This window comes from Streptomyces sp. NPDC056224, from assembly GCF_042267665.1.
GTDB lineage: Bacteria > Actinomycetota > Actinomycetes > Streptomycetales > Streptomycetaceae > Streptomyces.
The window spans coordinates 71,971-88,625 of the sequence record NZ_JBHJTK010000012.1 but is presented as its reverse complement, the minus strand read 5'-3'; the positions used below and the strand labels follow the sequence as shown (position 1 = coordinate 88,625).

The window sequence follows — 16,655 nt, the reverse complement described above, 5'->3', positions numbered from 1 at the left end:
TTCGTGACAAGAGTTACATCCACCCCCGAATGACCCGTTTTCCATGAATCATTATTTCCCGGAATCGTCGTATACCGGCCGGGAGAGACATGGGACGCGCAGGCAACTGGACGAGTGACTGGCGGATCGCTCTGCCGGTGGCAGGCGGAGCCGTCGTGCTCGGGCTGGGCGGCCTCTACGTCACCGGGCTCGTGACCGGCGGCGACATCGAGGCCGGCACCCGGGTCCGCGGGGTCGACATCGGCGGGATGAGCCGGGCGCAGGCCCGTCAGGCGCTGGACCGGGAGCTCGGGCCCACCGCCGCGGCGCCGGTCGCGATGCAGATCGGCGACCGCGTCGAGAAGGCCGATCCCGCAGCGCTCGGGCTGTCCCTCGACACCGCCGCGACCGTCGACCGCGCCGTACGCAAGGGCTACGGCCCGGTCACCGTCATCGGTGGTCTGTTCGCCTCCGGCAGCCGGGACGTGGAGCCGGTGATCCGCGTGGACGAGCGGACCGGCCGCGCCGCGGTCGACCGGATCGGCCGTGACGCCGGACAGCAGGTCCGCGACGGAGCGATCGCGTTCGAGAAGGGCGCGGCGAAGGCCGTCGCCCCGCTGCCGGGCGTCGCCCTGGTCGGGGACCGCGCCGTCGACACCCTCCGCGACGCGTACCTGGCCGCGGGCACCGGCCCCGTCGTGATGCCGGTCGAGCGCACCCAGCCGCGCGTGGGAGCCGAGGAGACCGGACGGGCGCTGCGGCAGTTCGCGGAGCCGGCGATGTCGGCGCCCGTCACGCTCACCGTGGCCGACCGGCGCATATCCATCAGCCCCGCCGTCCTCGGCAAGCACCTGGCGATGAAGTCCGACGACCAGGGCCGCCTCGTGCCGTCCCTCGACTCCAAGGGCCTGCTCGCGGAGCCCGCGGTGGCCCGCCCGGTCGAGGAGGCCACCCAGGCGCCGCGCGACGCCGCGCTCGGCCTCGCCGCGGACGGCCGCGTGGTCCTCGGGGACAACGGCCGCGCGGGACGGAAGGTCACGGAGGCGGCGCTCGGCCGGGCGGTGCTGCCGCTGCTGACCCGCTCGGGCGCGGCCCGCAGCGGCGAGGTCGCCACCGTGGCGGTCCAGCCGGACCTCACGAGCGCCGAGGCGCGGCGCCTCGGGATCAAGGAGAAGGTCTCCTCCTTCACGGTCGCCTTCCCGGCCGCCCCGTACCGCACCACCAACATCGGCCGCGCCGTGGAGCTCATCAACGGCTCCGTGGTCCTCCCGGGGGAGGAGTGGAGCTTCAACCGGACGGTCGGCGAGCGCACCCCGGAGAACGGCTTCGTCGACGGCATCATGATCAACGACGGCCAGTACGTGAAATCGCCCGGCGGAGGCGTCTCGGCCGTCGCGACCACCATGTACAACGCCATGTTCTTCGCCGGTCTGAAGCCCGTCGAGCACGGAGCCCACTCCTTCTACATCGAGCGCTACCCCGAAGGCCGTGAGGCCACCGTCGCGTGGGGCACCCTCGACCTGCGCTGGATCAACGACTCCGGGCACCCCCTCTACATCCAGGCCGAGTCCAACGACACGTCGCTGACCATCACCCTCCTCGGTACGAAGAAGTACGACGAGGTCAAGGCGACCAAGGGGCCGCGCACCAACATCACGCCGCCCGCCAAGCGGACGGGCAGCGGACCGACGTGCGAGGTCCAGACCCCGCTCGAGGGCTTCGACGTGTCCGTCGGCCGCGTCTTCGTCCAGGGCGGCCGCGAGGTCAAGCGCGAGGAGTTCAAGACCCACTACACGCCGCGCGACGAGGTCATCTGCACCCCGGAGGCCACGGACGCCCCGACGCCCGGGCAGACCCCCGAGCCCGCGGCGACCGCGAAGACTCCGCAGACGGCGAAGGCCGCCGGGACCCCGCAGACCGGCCGCACGGACCTGACGGCGTGAGCCGACGGGTGACCGTCCGGGTGCGAAGTGTGCCGATCGGGAGCTTTGGGCGCCCGGAAGTGCTACAAATGGGTTCGTGACCATTCCTCGCCACCCGTGCCGGGCACGTCGGTGCGGTCACTCCTAGGCAGCAAGTTCAGGAGCGTCGCCGGACAGGTCTTCGTCCTCCAGGTGGCGATCGTGGTGTTGCTCGCCGCCAGCGCCCTCCTGGCCCTCGTACTCCAGTCGCGGCACGACATCGACCGGGAGGCACGCAACCGGTCGGTCTCCGTCGCCCAGACCTTCGCCCACTCCCTCGGTCTGCAGGACACGCTGAAGTCGGCGGACCCGTCCGCCGTGCTGCAGCCCCTCGCCGAGAAGACGCGCAAGGCCGCCGGAGTGGACTTCATCGTGGTGATGGACACCAAGGGCATCCGGTACAGCCATCCCCAGCCCGAACGCATCGGACAGCGGTTCGTCGGCACCATCGAGCCCTCGCTCGCCGGACAGACCTACACCGAGAGCGTGGACGGCCCGCTCGGCAAGGAGATCCAGGCCGTCGTGCCGGTCACCGCGCCGGACGGCCGGGTCGTCGGGCTGGTCTCGGCGGGCCTGACGGTGAAGAGCGTGACCGGTGTCGTCGACCGCCAGCTCCCCGTCATCCTCCTGGCCATCGCGACCGGCCTGGCCCTGGCCACCGCCGGTACGGCGCTGATCAGCCGACGGCTGCGCCGCCAGACCCACGGGCTGGGCACGCAGGAGATGACCCGCATGTACGAGCACCACGACGCGGTGCTCCACGCCGTCCGCGAGGGGGTGCTGATCACCGACGGCGAAGGGCGGTTGCTGCTGGCCAACGACGAGGCCAAACGGCTGCTCGGACTGCCGGAGGACGCCGAGGGACGCCGCATCGGGGACGTACCGGGCCTGGACCGCCCGATGGCCGACCTGCTGCTGTCCGGCAGGGAGACCACCGACGAGGTGCTGGAGAGCGGAGACCGGCTGCTCGTGGTCAACCAGCGGTCCACCCACCCCGGCGGCCGGCCGGAGGGCTGCGCGGTCACCATCCGAGACTCCACCGAGATGCAGGTCCTCACCAGCCGGGCCGAGACGGCCCGCAGACGCCTCAAGCTGCTGTACGACGCCGGAGGCGACATCGGCACCAGCCTCGACGTGGTGCGGACGGCCGAGGAACTCGCCTCCGTCGCCGTCCCCCGCTTCGCCGACTTCTGCACGGTCGACCTGGCCGACCCGGTGCTCGGCGGCGACGAGCCCGGCCCGGGCGCCGACATGCGGCGCACGGCGGTCAGCGGCATCCGCCCCGACCACCCGCTCTACCCCCTCGGCCGGCTGATCGACTTCCTGCCGTCCACCCCACAGGCACGCGGTTACGGCACCGGAGAGGCGGAACTGGTCCCCGACCTGTCCGACGCGCCGGGCTGGGTCGCCCAGGACCCGCCGCGTGCCCGGGCCATCCTCGACTACGGGATCCACTCGCTCATCGCGGCCCCGCTCAGGGCCCGGGGCGTCGTGCTCGGCGTGGTCAACTTCTGGCGGTCGGAGAAGCCGGAGCCCTTCGACGAGGACGAGCTGTCGCTGGCCGAGGAACTCGTCGCTCGCGCGGCGGTCAGCATGGACAACGCCCGCCGCTACACCCGCGAACACGCCCTCGCCGAGACGCTCCAGCGCAGCCTGCTGCCGCGGGCCCTGCCCGAGCAGAGCGCCGTGGACGTCGCGCACTTCTACCTGCCCGCGCAGTCCGGGGTGGGCGGCGACTGGTTCGACGTGATCCCGCTGCCGGGCAGCCGGGTCGCGCTGGTCGTCGGAGACGTCGTCGGGCACGGCCTGCACGCCGCGGCCACCATGGGCCGGCTCCGTACGGCGGTGCACAACTTCTCCTCGCTCGACCTGCCGCCCGACGAGATCCTCGCCCGTCTCGACGACCTCGTACAGCGCATCGACCACGACGCGGTCAGCGACGGCGTGACCGGCGGCGTACTGGGAGCGACTTGCCTGTACGCCATCTACGACCCGGTGTCGCAGGGCTGCACCGTGGCCCGCGCGGGCCACCTGCCACCCCTGCTGGTCGCTCCCGACGGCACGACGGAGATCATGGAGCTGCCGGCCGGACCCCCGCTGGGTCTGGGCGGCATGCCGTTCGAAACCGCGGAGATCCACCTGGCCGAGGGAAGCCAGCTCGTCCTCTACACCGACGGGCTGGTCGAGGAGCGGACCCGGGACATCGGGGAGGGGCTGGAGCTGCTGCGCGGCGCGCTGAGCCATCCCGACCGGGACCCGCAGGAAAGCTGCCAGGCCGTGCTCGACCTGATGCTGCCGGTCCGGCCGGCCGACGACGTGGCGCTGCTCATCGCGCGGACGCGCACCCTCGGTGCGGACCGCGTCGCGCAGTGGGACGTGCCGTACGAGCCGAGCGCGGTCGGCGCGGTACGGAAGGCGGCGGCGGAGAAGCTCGAGGAGTGGGGCCTGACGGAACTCGTCTTCGCCACCGAACTGATCCTCAGCGAACTGGTCACCAACGCCGTGCGGCACGGCAGCGCGCCGGTGCGGGTGCGGATGCTGCACGACCACGCCCTGACCTGCGAAGTGTGGGACGGCACCAGCACCGCCCCGCACCTGCGGTACGCCGCCACCACGGACGAGGGAGGGCGCGGACTGTTCCTGGTGGCCCAGCTCAGCGAGCACTGGGGCGTCAGGTACACGCCCGAGGGCAAGGTCATCTGGGCGGAACAGGCACTGCCCGGTTCCTCCGACGGCGCGGAACCCGGCCTCGCGGCCTTCCTGGACGTGGACCCCCTCTGACGGCGGGGGCGGCGGGGGCGGCGGGTGCGGCGGGTGCGTCGGCGGGCGTGGCCGCAGCGGCGGGCGCGGCGGGGTGACCGGGGGAGCCGGCCCGCGCGGACGTCCCATGTGTCCGCGATGGCCCGGGCGCGGCGCCCGACCGTGCGGCGTCACCGCGGCTCGCGGCCGTCCCTGCGAAACCCAGTTCGTCAGCACCGGGCGGTCCGCGACCCACGTCCGGGTGGTTGTTGCCCGGCCGACCGCCTTTTGACCGTCCGGGCGCGGGCGGGCGGCAAGAGTTGCCCCATGATCACTGATCCCCTTGGCACCCCTGAATCCTCGGACGAGCCCGCACCGGACCCTTCCCGCAGGCCTTCCCGCCGCACCGTCATCGCCGGCGCGGCCGCGGTCGCGGGAGCCGGCGCGCTGACGGTCGCCGCCGCCTCCGCCGAGACCCCGCAGTCCGCCCCCGGCGCCGCCGGCCCCGACTGGGACACCTGTCTCACCGTCGCCCGGGCCATCCTCGTACGGGACGACGAGGACCAGCCCCTGGTGCCGCGCTACGCCGACATCCTCCTGAAGAACGGCCTGCCCCGGTCCCGCGCCCGCAGGAAGGTGCTGATCGTCGGCGCCGGGCCCGCCGGGCTCACCGCGGCGCACCTGCTGCGCGAGGCCGGGCACCAGGTCACCGTCATCGAGGCCAACGCGAACCGGGTCGGCGGCCGGATCAAGACCTTCCGCGCCGGCGGCCACGAGAAGTCCGCCGCACCCTTCGCCGACCCGAAGCAGTACGCCGAGGCCGGTGCCATGCGCATCCCCGACAGCCACCCGCTGGTCACCGGGCTGATGGACGGCCTCGGCCTGCGGCGCCGGCGCTTCCACCTGGTCGACGTCGACGCGGCCGGCCGCCCCGCGTACCGGACGTGGATCCACGTCAACGGCATCCGCGCACGCCGCGCCGACTACGCGCGCAGCCCGCAGGCGGTCAACCGCTCCTTCGGAGTGCCGCAGGCCTACGAATCCGTGCCCGCCGCGCAGATCGTCCGGGGCGCCTTCGCTCCCGTGCGCAAGGAGATCGAGGGCAAGAAGGACAAGGACCTCGTCGAGGGCTGGGCCCGCGTCATCCAGCGCTACGGCCACATGTCGATGTACCGGTACCTGACGGAGGTGGCGAAGCTCGACGAGCGCACCATCGACCTGATCGGAACGGTCGAGAACCTCACCTCCCGGCTGCACCTCGCCTTCGTGCACAGCTTCATCGGGGCTTCGCTGATCAGCCCCGACACCGCCTTCTTCGAACTGCCCGGCGGCACCGCCACCCTGGCGGACGCGCTCTACGCCCGGGTCAAGGACCTGGTACGGCTCGACCGCCGGGCCACCCGGATCACCCATGGCGAGGGCAAGGTCACCATCGACACCGTGTCCGAGGGCCGCGGCGCCAACCCCGTGCAGCGCGAGACCTTCACCGCCGACTCCGCGATCATCACCGTCCCCTTCTCCGGACTGCGCCACATCCCGGTCACCCCCGCGCTCTCGTACGGCAAGCGGCGCGCGGTCACCGAACTGCACTACGACGCCGCCACCAAGGTGCTGCTCGAATTCAGCCGCCGCTGGTGGGAGTTCGACGAAGCCGACTGGAAGCGCGAGCTGGAGGCCGTGAAGCCCGGCCTGTACCGGAAGTACCAGCTCGCGCAGACCCCGGAGGCAGGGGGGCTGCTCGGCGCCCACCCCTCGGTGCCCAAGGGCCACATCTCCGATGCCCAGCGCGCCCACTACGCCGCCTGCCGCCCGGTCACCCGCGACCAGCCCGAGGCGGCGGGCGTCATCGGCGGCGGCTCGGCGACCGACAACCCCAACCGTTTTATGTTCCAGCCGTCCTACCCCGTCGAAGGCAGCGCCGGTGGCGTGGTGCTCGCCTCCTACAGCTGGTCGGACGACGCCCTGAAATGGGATTCGCTGGACGACGACGAGCGGTACCCGCGCGCCCTGGCCGGTGTCCAGGAGGTGTTCGGGCAGCGGATCGAGGTGTTCTACACCGGAGTCGGCCGCACCCAGTCCTGGATGCGCGATCCGTACGCCTACGGTGAGGCCTCCGTGCTGCTGCCCGGCCAGCACACCGAGCTCTTCCCCCACGTCCGCACGGCGGAAGGCGATCTGCACTTCGCCGGGTGCCACACGTCCATCAAGCCCGCCTGGATCGAAGGAGCCCTGGAATCCGCGGTACGGGCCGCGCTGGAGGTCCACTCGGCGTCGTGAACGGCGGGGGCCGCGCCGGCCCGCCGCCCGACGTCAGGGCGGCCGTCGGCGCGGCTGCGGCGGCGCCGTCAGCTCTCGGCGAGCACGATCAGCCAGTCGCCCTCGGCGAACCGGACCCGCTGCCGCTTGTCGGGGTTGATCCGCACGCCGAAGGCGGGGCCCGTGGAGGTCTGCCCGCGCAGCCGGTAGCCGACCGCGCACTCGCGGCGGCGGCGTGCGGACTCGACGACCGTGGCGAAGGAGACCTCGCGACCGGCCCGGACGTAGTCGGCGGCCGGTTTCAGGTGGAACTCGTGCCCCTCCGCGCGGAACAGCTCCTCGAACACGCCGGCGAGGTAGCGGCTCTCCGAGATCTGGGTCATCAGGAGACTGATGAGCCGGCCGCTCACGATGAAGTCGGCTCCCTCGCGGGCGGGTGCGAGGAGCCGGTTGCCGTCGTCGGACATCTCGGTGGTCAGCGCGAGTTCCCGGCGTGCGGCCTTCCCGATGGCCCGCAGGTGCAGCAGCGTGACCAGCGTCCGGTCGTCGGCCTGCGCCTCCGTGTCCGTCGCCGTCTGAGGTGTGGGGGACGGCGCGGCCGCGGCCACCGGGTCCGTCTCGCCGATCACGATCACGCCGTCGTACGCCGGTACGTCCAGCTTGGCCAGGACGAGCGGGTCGGTGATGTCCCCGCTGTGGAAGGCCACTTCGAGATGGCGCAGGTCCGCCGCGGTGGCGCCGGGCGCCGCCCCGCGATCGCCGAGCGCCACCACGTCCAGGGTGGTTCCGGGGCTCACGTACTGGTCGAGCTGGTCCACGATGAGCGGGGCCCGGCGGTTCCAGCCGAGCAGGAGCAGACGTTCGGCCACGGGCACCCCGGGCTCGGCCGTGACGATCGCCTCCTCCTCGACACAGGAGGTCACGTCCACCTGTACGGCCGTGTCGTCGTCCTGTGAGATGACGATGATCCGGTCGTCCGCGCCGATCGCCGTGGCGGGGTCCGGATTGAGGGCGACGGCGCCGTCGGCCCGCAACAGGCCGACCACGGCGGACGTGGCGAACGACAGCAGCGCCTCCCCGAAGGTGCGTCCGGCGAGTCCCGCGACGGCCGCGGTGTAGAACTCGTCGCCCTCGAAGTCCAGCAGTTCCTGGTAGACGAGCGAGAGGCCGGGCTGGCGCGCGGTCTGCACGAGGAGCCGGGCGACGATGTCGTCGACGCACAGGACGTGTCCCGCCGGGCCGGCGGCCAGCCTGGCGGTCAGGTGGTTGCGGCCGTCACGGACCGCCGCGACCACCACCGCGTCACCCGTCCCGGGGACGGCCGCGTCGAGGGCGAGCAGGGTCTTCACGACGTGGGCGTCACCGCCCTCCCCCGCAGGAGGCAGGACGAGAACCGCCTTCGCGGTCTGCGGACTCACCCGCCTCAGTTCGGTGGGGTCGGTGGTGCTGCCGTTGCGACAGATGATCCGCGTTCTGCCACGGTCGGTGACGCGGGCGGAGATGTCGTCCTCCATTTCCACCTTGTCCTTCGGGGCGAGCACGGCGATGGCCGACCGGCGCTGGTTGGCATGGGCGGCGACCAGCTCCCCGATCACCGGGAACACCTGGTCGGACCAGCCCAGGAGGACGGTGTGCCGTGCCTCCAGCACCGTCGAGTGGCCCAGGCGCAGCGACATGATGCGCCGGTTGATGCCCGTGGTGATCAGACTGACCAGGGTCGACACGAACAGCAGGGCGACCAGCGCGAGGGACACGGACGCCAGGACGTGGAGCGGGGAACCGACCGCACCCCCGATCTTCAGTGTCTGGCCGACGCTGACCCACACCGCGGTGAGCCGGCCGGAGAGGGTGCTCGGGGCCGCTCGGTCGGACCAGACGAGGACCGTGCTCGCCGGGATGACGACGGCGAGGCAGGCCAGGGCGAGCCAGCCGATGAGCGCGGTGGTCCCGCCCGCGACCAGATGGTCGAACCGGTACCGAAGCCGCAGTCGGAGGGACGTCGTGTGATCCTGCGTCACGAAAGCTCCCGAGCATGAGACGACGTGCCAGTCGGGCGGCTGCCGGCCACCTCGCCACTCACAGTAGGGAACTGCGCGGGGCGGGCCCACGCGAAGGCGGCCGACCTCACTCAGAGGTATGAACGGTCCACGGGGCAGGGCGCGAGGGCCGGCTCGCGGCGGGGCCCCGGAGCGCACCCGGTGTGACGGGCCGGTCACCCCCAGGGCCTTCGGAAAACCTGCACATCGTGTGTGTGACCGCTCCCGCACGCTTTCACAGTTCACCCGCGAGCCGGACGGCCGGCCGGTGAATGACGGGTGTTCGCCCCGTTTGATCCCGTGCGGATAGCGGGCCGCGCATATCTGTTACTCGATCTCGCGGAGAAGTTGTCGCCATTCCGTGAATGAAGCTGCACGCCGGCAGCCGGAAGTGGGCATCCGCTGCATGAGGGGGCGTCAACAGGATTGGCCTGCTCGCCCGTTCGCATGCTTTTATCTTGCGCACCGCGGCAGTCGAGGAATGGCGGCCGCGTATTTCCCCCCAATGAAAGGTGCGCATAATGCGTCACGACCTTGAGACCCGTGAGATGGCCGACTCCGAGCTCGACGCCGTCTCCGGCGGCGTCGTCAGCATCCACGGTGGCCTGGCCGGCGCCGTGACCAGCGACGTCAGCAGCATCGTCGGTGTCGCGGGCTCCCTCGACACCGTCCAGGCGGCAACCGGTCTCGTCTCCCACGTCCCCGGCCTGGTCTCGGGCATCACCGGCGTTTCGGTGAGCACCGGTCGCGCCGGTCTCTGAGCCGAATATCCATGAACCCCGGAGCGTCCCCCACGGCTCCGGGGTTCATGCCTGCCCGCGCACCCGGCCTATACGAATGCAGTTGAAGGAATGGTCCGTGCAGTTTCGTCAAAAGGCTCTTTCCAAGCTGCAATCGCCTGAAGAACTCGATGTGCCCGTGCGTTTCGCGCGCCCGCAGGGGCGGCTCGTACTGGCCGTCACGGTCGTCGTCATGGCGGCCGCCACCTTCTGGGCCCTCACCGGCACCGTGTCCGCCAAGCTGGGCGCACCCGGCGTCCTCACCCACGCCGAGGGCGCCTACGTACTGCAGAGTCCGGTCGCCGGACAGGTGACGGCAGTCCTCGCCGAGGAGGGCCGGTTCCTGCCCCCCGGCGCACCCCTGCTCAACGTCCGTACGGAGCAGGGCGACCGGCCGGTGCGCGCGGTGACCGGGGGCCGGCTCACGACACTGCTCGCCACGGTGGGTTCGGTGGTCGCGACCGGCGCGGACGTGGCGACCGTCGAACACGTGAAGAACGCGGACGACCCGCTGATGGCCGTGCTGTACGTGCCGGGCGGCAGCGGCGCGGCGATCGCCGTGGGCGCCGCCGTCGACCTCGACGTCCAGTCGGCCCCCCGGAACCGGTTCGGCGCACTGCGCGGCCGGGTCAAGAGCGTCGGCCGCGCGCCCCAGACGGCGGCGCAGATCAGCGGCTTCCTCGGCGACAGGGCACTCGCCGAGCAGTTCGCCGGGCAGTTCGCCGGGCAGGGCAACCCGGTCGCCGTCCTCGTACAGCTGGAGCGCTCCGCCACCACCAGGTCCGGCTACGCGTGGTCCTCCGCGGACGGACCCCCGTACGCCCTCGACTCCACGACCCCGGTCACCGGTACCGTCCACCTCGCCGCGCAGCGCCCCGCCGACTGGCTGCTGCCATGACCGCGCCGCGGACCGGGTCACCTTCCCGGGCACCCCAGCTCCCTCCCGCCGGACACAGGCGCCGCGGAGCCGAGCCCAAGGGCGGCACCCGCCGCAAGTCCGCGCCCGCCCCCACGGGCAGGACGCCCCGCCCCGTACGCACGCCCACCGTCCTGCAGATGGAAGCCGTGGAGTGCGGAGCCGCCGCCCTGGCCATGGTGCTGGCCCACTACGGCCGCTTCGTTCCCCTGGAGGAGCTGCGCATCGGATGCGGCGTCTCGCGCGACGGCTCCCGTGCCGGCAACCTGCTCAAGGCCGCCCGCGGTTACGGGCTGAAGGCCAAGGGCATGCAGATGGACCTGGCCGCGCTCGCCGGGGTGAGCGCCCCGGCCGTCCTGTTCTGGGAGTTCAACCATTACGTCGTCTACGACGGCACGGGCCGGCGCCTCGGCCGCCGGGGCGTGTACGTCAACGATCCCGGCAAGGGCCGCAGGTTCGTCCCCATGGAGGAGTTCGACACCAGCTTCACCGGTGTCGTGCTCACCTTCGAACCCGGCGACGGCTTCCGCCGAGGCGGCCGCAGGCCGAGCGTGCTGGGCGCCGTGCCGGCCCGCCTGCGCGGCACTTCGGGCACCATGGCCGCCGCCGTCGTCTCCAGCCTCCTGCTGGTGGCCGTCGGCGCGGCGGGGCCCGCCCTGAGCCGCACCTACATCGACATGTTCCTCATCGGGGAGCAGACGTCCCTGCTGGGCGTGCTGTTCGCGTCGATGGCCGTCACCCTGGTGCTCACCGGGACGCTCACGGCGCTGCAGCAGGCCAATCTGCTGCGCGGCCGCATCATCTCCTCCACCCTGGGCAGTGCCCGCTTCCTGCGCCACCTGCTGAGACTTCCGGTCGCCTTCTACACCCAGCGCAACCCGGCCGACCTGGTCCAGCGCCTGCAGTCCAACGACGCGGTCGCCGAAACCCTCGCGCGGGACCTGGCCGCCGCGGCCGTGGACACCGTCGTGGTCGTGCTCTACGCCGTGCTGCTGTGGACGTACGATCCGCAACTCACCGTCGTCGGGGTGATGATCGCGCTGCTCAACGTGGCGGCCATCCGGACCGTGGTGCACCTCCGGGCGACCGGCACCCAGAAGCTGCGCGCCGAGAGCGCCCGGCTGACGAACACGTCCTACAGCGGTCTCCAGCTCATCGAGACGATGAAGTCCACGGGCGGTGAGAACGGCTTCTTCCGCCGCTGGGCGGGTCAGCACGCGGTCACCCTCGACGTGCAGCAGCGGCTCGGCGTGCCCAGCGCGTGGCTCGCGATCGTCGCGCCCACCCTGGCGGCGCTCAACAGCGCGCTGATCCTCATGATCGGTGGCCTGCGGGCGGTGGAGGGGCACCTGACCGTCGGTCTGCTCGTCGCCTTCCAGGCCCTGGTGACCAGCTTCACCGCGCCGATCTCCCGGTTGGGCGGCGTCGCCGGGCGCATCCAGGACTTCGCGGCCGACGTGGCCCGCCTCAGGGACGTGGAGAACTTCCCCGTCGACCCGGTCTTCTCGCGCGGCGAGCCCGCCGCCCACCCCCGGCGCCTCATCGGCCATGTCGAGCTGGACAACGTCACCTTCGGCTACAGCCCGCTGGACGCCCCGCTGCTCAAGGACTTCTCGCTGTCGGTCGGCCCCGGGCAGCAGGTCGCGCTCGTCGGCGGCTCCGGCAGCGGCAAGTCCACCGTCTCGCGGCTGCTGTCGGGCCTCCACACGCCGTGGCAGGGGGCGGTCCGCATCGACGGGATGCGGCTGGAGGACATCCCCCGCAGCGCGCTGGCCGCCTCCGTCTCCTTCGTCGACCAGGACGTCTTCCTCTTCGAGGGCACCGTCCGCGACAACGTCACGCTCTGGGACCCCTCGATCCCGGAAGAGGCCGTCGTCGCCGCGCTCCAGGACGCCGCCGTCCACGACGTGGTCGCCCGCCGCCCCGGCGGCATCCACAGCCGGGTCGAGCAGGACGGCCGGAACTTCTCCGGCGGCCAGCGCCAGCGTCTGGAGATCGCCCGGGCGCTGGTCCGGCGTCCCAGCGTCATGGTCCTCGACGAAGTGACCAGTGCCCTGGACGCGGTGACCGAGCAGACCGTCATCGACAACCTGCGGCGCCGCGGCTGTGCCTGCGTGGTCATCGCCCACCGGCTGAGCACGGTGCGCGACAGCGACGAGATCGTCGTGCTCGACCGGGGCACGGTCGTGGAACGCGGGCGGCACGAGCATCTGGTCGCCGCGCGGGGCCCGTACGCCGAACTGGTCAAGGAGCACTGAGGTGACGTACCCGTACCCGGACCCGTCGCAGGCCCCGTACCAGGGCCCGTACCAGGACCCGTCCCTGGCCCTGCACCTCGACCCGTCCCAGACCCCGTCCCAGGACCCGTACGGCTGGGCCCCGGGCCAGGACCCCGACCCGGTCGTCGCCGCCCTGGGCGCCCTCGGCACACCGGTCGACTGCACGGGCCTGCGCAGCCTGTCGCTGGAGGGCCCGCACGTCCTGTGGCTCGTCCTGCGGGGCGAGATGGACCTCTTCGCCGTCGACGCCGGGCAGGCCGGGCACTGGCACTTCCTGGGCCGGCTGGGGGCGGGCACCCTGCTGCTGGGCCCGGCCGACGGCCCTGAGCACACCCTGGTCGGCCGGCCCTCGCAGGGCTGCCGGCTGCGCCGCATCGAACTGCGGGAGCTGCCCGCCCCCGAGTACGGCGCACCCTTCCAGCAGCAGTGGGCCGCTCACACGGGGTACGGCGGCCCCCCGGACCGGCCGAGCCCGCTGGAGGACGCGTTCGCGCGCGGCCTCGGACGAGGACTGCGGGTGCTGTACCAGGCACCGCTCGACGGCCGCGCCACCACCGAGCGGGGCCCGGCCGACGACGACATCCTGTGGATGCGGATCGCCCCCGGCAGCGTGCGGTACGGCGCCGTGTACGAGGGGGGCGCGACCGGCAGCCTCCTCGTCGACGCGGCGCTGTGGCAGGGCATGGTCGATCAGCAGTACCGGCTGCTGTACGCCCTGGACCGCTCGATCGAGCAGCTCGGACGCGCCCACGAGGACCGTATGGCGGCCGGGATCGAGGCCGGGCAGGCCGCCCGTACCCAGGCTGACCGGACGCTGCTGGCCTCCATCGACCGCTCCGCCGGCCGTTCGCGCCACTGGGGCGCGAGCGTCGACGCGACGTACGCCGTGTGCAGCCTCGTGGCCGGCGAGGCCCGCATCACGCTGACCGAACCGGGCGGGGGCGATGCCGCCGCCGAGCGGATCGACCCCGTCGAAGCGATCGCGCTCGCCTCGCGGATACGCACCCGCGACGTCGGACTCCGCGGGCAGTGGTGGCGGGAGAACAGCGGTCCGCTGGTGGGCCGGCGCGCGAAGGACGGAACCCCCGTCGCCCTGCTGTGGCGGCGTGGCCGGTACGAGGCGGTCGACCCCGCCGCCGGCCCGCGGCGGCGCGTCGGCAAGGGCTGGGACACCGGTGAGCACGCCCTGGAACCGCGCGCCGTCATGTTCTACCGCCCGCTGCCCGACGGGCGGGTGGGCCTGCCGGCGCTGCTGCGCTTCAGTCTTCGCGGCACCCTGCCGGAGCTGCGCAGCCTCGCCCTGGGCGGGCTGGCCGCGGTGCTCCTGGGCGCACTGGTACCGATCGCCACCGGCCAGGTGCTCGGCCGGTACGTGCCGAACGCCGAGAACGGCCTCATCGTGCAGACCGCGCTGGCCCTCATCGCCACCGGCGTCGTCTCGGCCGCCTTCATGCTGCTGCAGAACGTCTCCATCCTGCGCATGGAGGGCCGCATCGAGGCCACCTTGCAACCGGCGGTGTGGGACCGGCTGCTGAGGCTGCCGACGACGTTCTTCGCCGGCCGCTCGACCGGCGAACTGGCCGGCGCGGCCATGGGCATCAGCGCGATCCGCAGCGCGCTGTCCGGAGTCGGACCGGTCTGCCTCCAGGCGGGCACGGTCGGCGCGGTGAACCTCGGGCTGCTGCTCGTCCACAGCGTGCCGCTGGCGCTGGCGGCGATCGGCATGCTGGTCGTCGTCGCGGCGGTCTTCCTGGGCCTGGGACTGTGGCAGCTGCGCTACCAGCGCCGCCTGATCACGCTCAACAACAAGCTCAACAACCAGGCCTTCCAGACCTTGCGCGGGCTGCCCAAGCTACGGGTCGCCGCGGCCGAGAGCTTCGCCTATGCCGCCTGGGCGGGGGAGTTCGCCCGTACCCGCGAGCTTCAGCAGCGCATCGGCCGGATCCAGAACGTCCTCACGGTGCTGGGCGCGGTGTACCTGCCGCTGTGCACGCTGGTCATGTTCGTCCTGCTGGCCGGGCCGGCCCGCGGGGTCATGTCCGCCGGCGAGTTCCTCACCTTCAGCACCGCCCTGACGATGCTGATGTCGTCGGTCACGCAGGTGACCGGCGCGCTCATCTCGGCGGCTGCGGTGCTGCCGATGTTCGAGCAGGTCAAGCCGGTCCTGAGGGAGCTCCCCGAGGCGGGCCGCGCCAGTGTCCGGCCGGGCGAGCTGGCGGGCGCCGTCGAGGCCAAGTCCGTGTCCTTCCGCTACACCGACGACGGCCCTCTGGTACTCGACGACATCGACGTCGCCATCGCGCCGGGGGAGTTCGTCGCGATCGTCGGGGCCAGCGGGTGCGGCAAATCCACCCTGTTGCGCCTGCTGATCGGCTTCGACAAGCCGGCTTCCGGCAGCGTCCTGTACGACGGCCAGGACCTGGCGGCGCTGGACCAGGCGGCCGTGCGCCGCCAGTGCGGCGTGGTCCTGCAGAACGCCCAGCCCTTCACCGGCCCGATCCTCGACTGCATCCGCGGCGCCGGGACGTTCTCGCTGGAAGAGGCCTGGGAAGCCGCCGCGATGGCGGGTCTGGCCGAGGACATCAAGGCCATGCCGATGGGCATGCACACCATGCTGTCCGACGGCGGCGGCACCGTCTCGGGCGGCCAGCGCCAGCGCCTGATGATCGCCCAGGCCCTCATCCGCAAGCCGCGCGTCCTCTTCTTCGACGAGGCCACCAGCGCGCTGGACAACGAGGCCCAGCGCGTGGTCATCGAATCGACCCGCGCCCTGAAGGCCACCCGCGTCGTGATCGCCCACCGACTCTCCACGATCATGGACGCGGACCGGGTGATCGCCATGTCGGACGGCCGCGTCGTCCAGCAGGGCACCCCGGCCGAGCTCCTCGCCGACACGACCGGCCTGTTCCACGAACTGGTCAGCCGCCAGCTGACCTCCTGATCCGGCGCGCGCCGACGGACGACCGCGAGGAGGATCGGAAGCCGGTCAGCCGGCGAAGCCCGGGACCACCAGGCCGGACTCGTACGCGATCACGACCGCATGGGTCCGGTTCTGCGCGCCGAGCTTGGTCAGCACGTTTCCGACGTGGGTCTTGACCGTCTCCAGGCTCACCGTGAGGGACTCCGCGATCTCCGGATTGGAGAGCCCGGTGGCCATCAGGCGCAGCACCTCCTCCTCCCGGACGGTGAGGGCGGCCCGCGGCAGGGCTTCGGCGGAGTCCAGCGGGCGGGGGGCGACCATGCGGCCGAGCGCGGCCGGGAAGAGGACCGCTTCGCCCGCCGCCACGACCCGGATCGCCTCGGCGATCCGGCGGACCGGGAGGCGCTTGAGGACGAAGCCGCTGGCGCCCGCGCTGAGGGCGGCGGTGACGTAGCCGTCGTTCTCGAAGGTGGTGATCACCACGACCTTCGGCGGGTCGGCCGCTTCGGCCAGCAACTGGCGGGTGGCCTCGATCCCGTTGCGACGCGGCATCCGGACGTCCATCAGGACCACGTCCGGCCGCAGGCTCAGCGCCCGTTCGACCGCCTCGACGCCGTCGGCGGCCTCGCCGGCCACCGTGATCCCCGGCTGTGCGGCGAGCAGCATGCGCAGGCCGCTGCGGGTCACCTCGTCGTCGTCCGCGATCAGCAGGGTGACGGCGGGGCCGGCGGCGGCGGGGCCGGTGACGGCGGGGTCGGTAAAGGCTGGTGGGGCCGTGCCCTCGCCCGAG

General features: G+C 72.5%; 9 protein-coding genes. 7 read left to right on the top strand and 2 right to left on the bottom strand.

Going from position 1 to position 16,655, the window contains the following annotated elements; genetic code table 11:
* Positions 1 to 89: 89 nt before the first annotated feature.
* From ACFCZ1_RS17415 to ACFCZ1_RS17405, 3 genes are all read left to right on the top strand, one after another.
* Entirely contained in the window at positions 90 to 1,922 is a 1,833-nt protein-coding gene (locus ACFCZ1_RS17415; protein ID WP_376679130.1) for a VanW family protein, read from the top strand.
* A 111-nt stretch (positions 1,923 to 2,033) separates the two neighbouring features.
* The gene (locus ACFCZ1_RS17410) at positions 2,034 to 4,721 is read left to right on the top strand and encodes a SpoIIE family protein phosphatase (protein ID WP_376679129.1); all 2,688 of its coding nucleotides are present in this window, start codon (positions 2,034 to 2,036) and stop codon (positions 4,719 to 4,721) included.
* A gap of 285 nt (positions 4,722 to 5,006) precedes the next feature.
* A complete protein-coding gene (locus tag ACFCZ1_RS17405) occupies positions 5,007 to 6,956 on the top strand; it encodes a flavin monoamine oxidase family protein (RefSeq protein WP_376679128.1) in 1,950 nt (649 codons plus the stop codon).
* Between the two features lie 68 nt (positions 6,957 to 7,024).
* Here the strand turns inward: ACFCZ1_RS17405 and ACFCZ1_RS17400 are convergent, their stop codons facing one another.
* The gene (locus ACFCZ1_RS17400; RefSeq protein ID WP_376679127.1) at positions 7,025 to 8,953 is read right to left on the bottom strand and encodes an NAD-binding lipoprotein; all 1,929 of its coding nucleotides are present in this window, start codon (positions 8,951 to 8,953) and stop codon (positions 7,025 to 7,027) included.
* 539 nt (positions 8,954 to 9,492) lie between these two features.
* Between ACFCZ1_RS17400 and ACFCZ1_RS17395 the strand changes: the two genes are divergently transcribed.
* The 4 genes from ACFCZ1_RS17395 (at position 9,493) to ACFCZ1_RS17380 (ending at position 15,886) form a co-directional block, all read left to right on the top strand.
* On the top strand, positions 9,493 to 9,732 hold the full coding sequence (locus tag ACFCZ1_RS17395; protein WP_376679126.1) for a hypothetical protein: 240 nt from the start codon (positions 9,493 to 9,495) through the stop codon (positions 9,730 to 9,732).
* A 97-nt stretch (positions 9,733 to 9,829) separates the two neighbouring features.
* A complete protein-coding gene (locus ACFCZ1_RS17390) occupies positions 9,830 to 10,648 on the top strand; it encodes an HlyD family efflux transporter periplasmic adaptor subunit (RefSeq protein WP_376679125.1) in 819 nt (272 codons plus the stop codon).
* Positions 10,645 to 12,924, top strand: a complete 2,280-nt coding sequence (locus ACFCZ1_RS17385; protein WP_376679124.1) for an NHLP family bacteriocin export ABC transporter peptidase/permease/ATPase subunit — start codon at positions 10,645 to 10,647, stop codon at positions 12,922 to 12,924. Before ACFCZ1_RS17390 ends, ACFCZ1_RS17385 begins: the two co-directional genes overlap by 4 nt.
* 154 nt (positions 12,925 to 13,078) lie before the next feature.
* Complete coding sequence (locus ACFCZ1_RS17380) at positions 13,079 to 15,886, top strand: NHLP bacteriocin export ABC transporter permease/ATPase subunit (protein ID WP_376679187.1); 2,808 nt, start codon at positions 13,079 to 13,081, stop codon at positions 15,884 to 15,886.
* Positions 15,887 to 15,931: 45 nt separating this feature from the next.
* Here ACFCZ1_RS17380 and ACFCZ1_RS17375 read toward each other — a convergent pair whose 3' ends face one another.
* Positions 15,932 to 16,576 carry a response regulator gene (locus ACFCZ1_RS17375; RefSeq protein ID WP_376679186.1) on the bottom strand — a complete coding sequence of 215 codons (645 nt, stop codon included), beginning with the start codon at positions 16,574 to 16,576 and terminating at the stop codon, positions 15,932 to 15,934.
* Positions 16,577 to 16,655 lie beyond the last annotated feature (79 nt).

Excerpts from the sequence above, each read along its gene's own strand:
- ACFCZ1_RS17395 (WP_376679126.1), top strand. The coding sequence starts at position 9,493 with ATGCGTCACGACCTTGAGACCCGTGAGATGGCCGACTCCGAGCTCGAC.
- ACFCZ1_RS17415 (WP_376679130.1), top strand. The coding sequence starts at position 90 with ATGGGACGCGCAGGCAACTGGACGAGTGACTGGCGGATCGCTCTGCCG.
- ACFCZ1_RS17405 (WP_376679128.1), top strand. The coding sequence starts at position 5,007 with ATGATCACTGATCCCCTTGGCACCCCTGAATCCTCGGACGAGCCCGCA.
- ACFCZ1_RS17385 (WP_376679124.1), top strand. The coding sequence starts at position 10,645 with ATGACCGCGCCGCGGACCGGGTCACCTTCCCGGGCACCCCAGCTCCCT.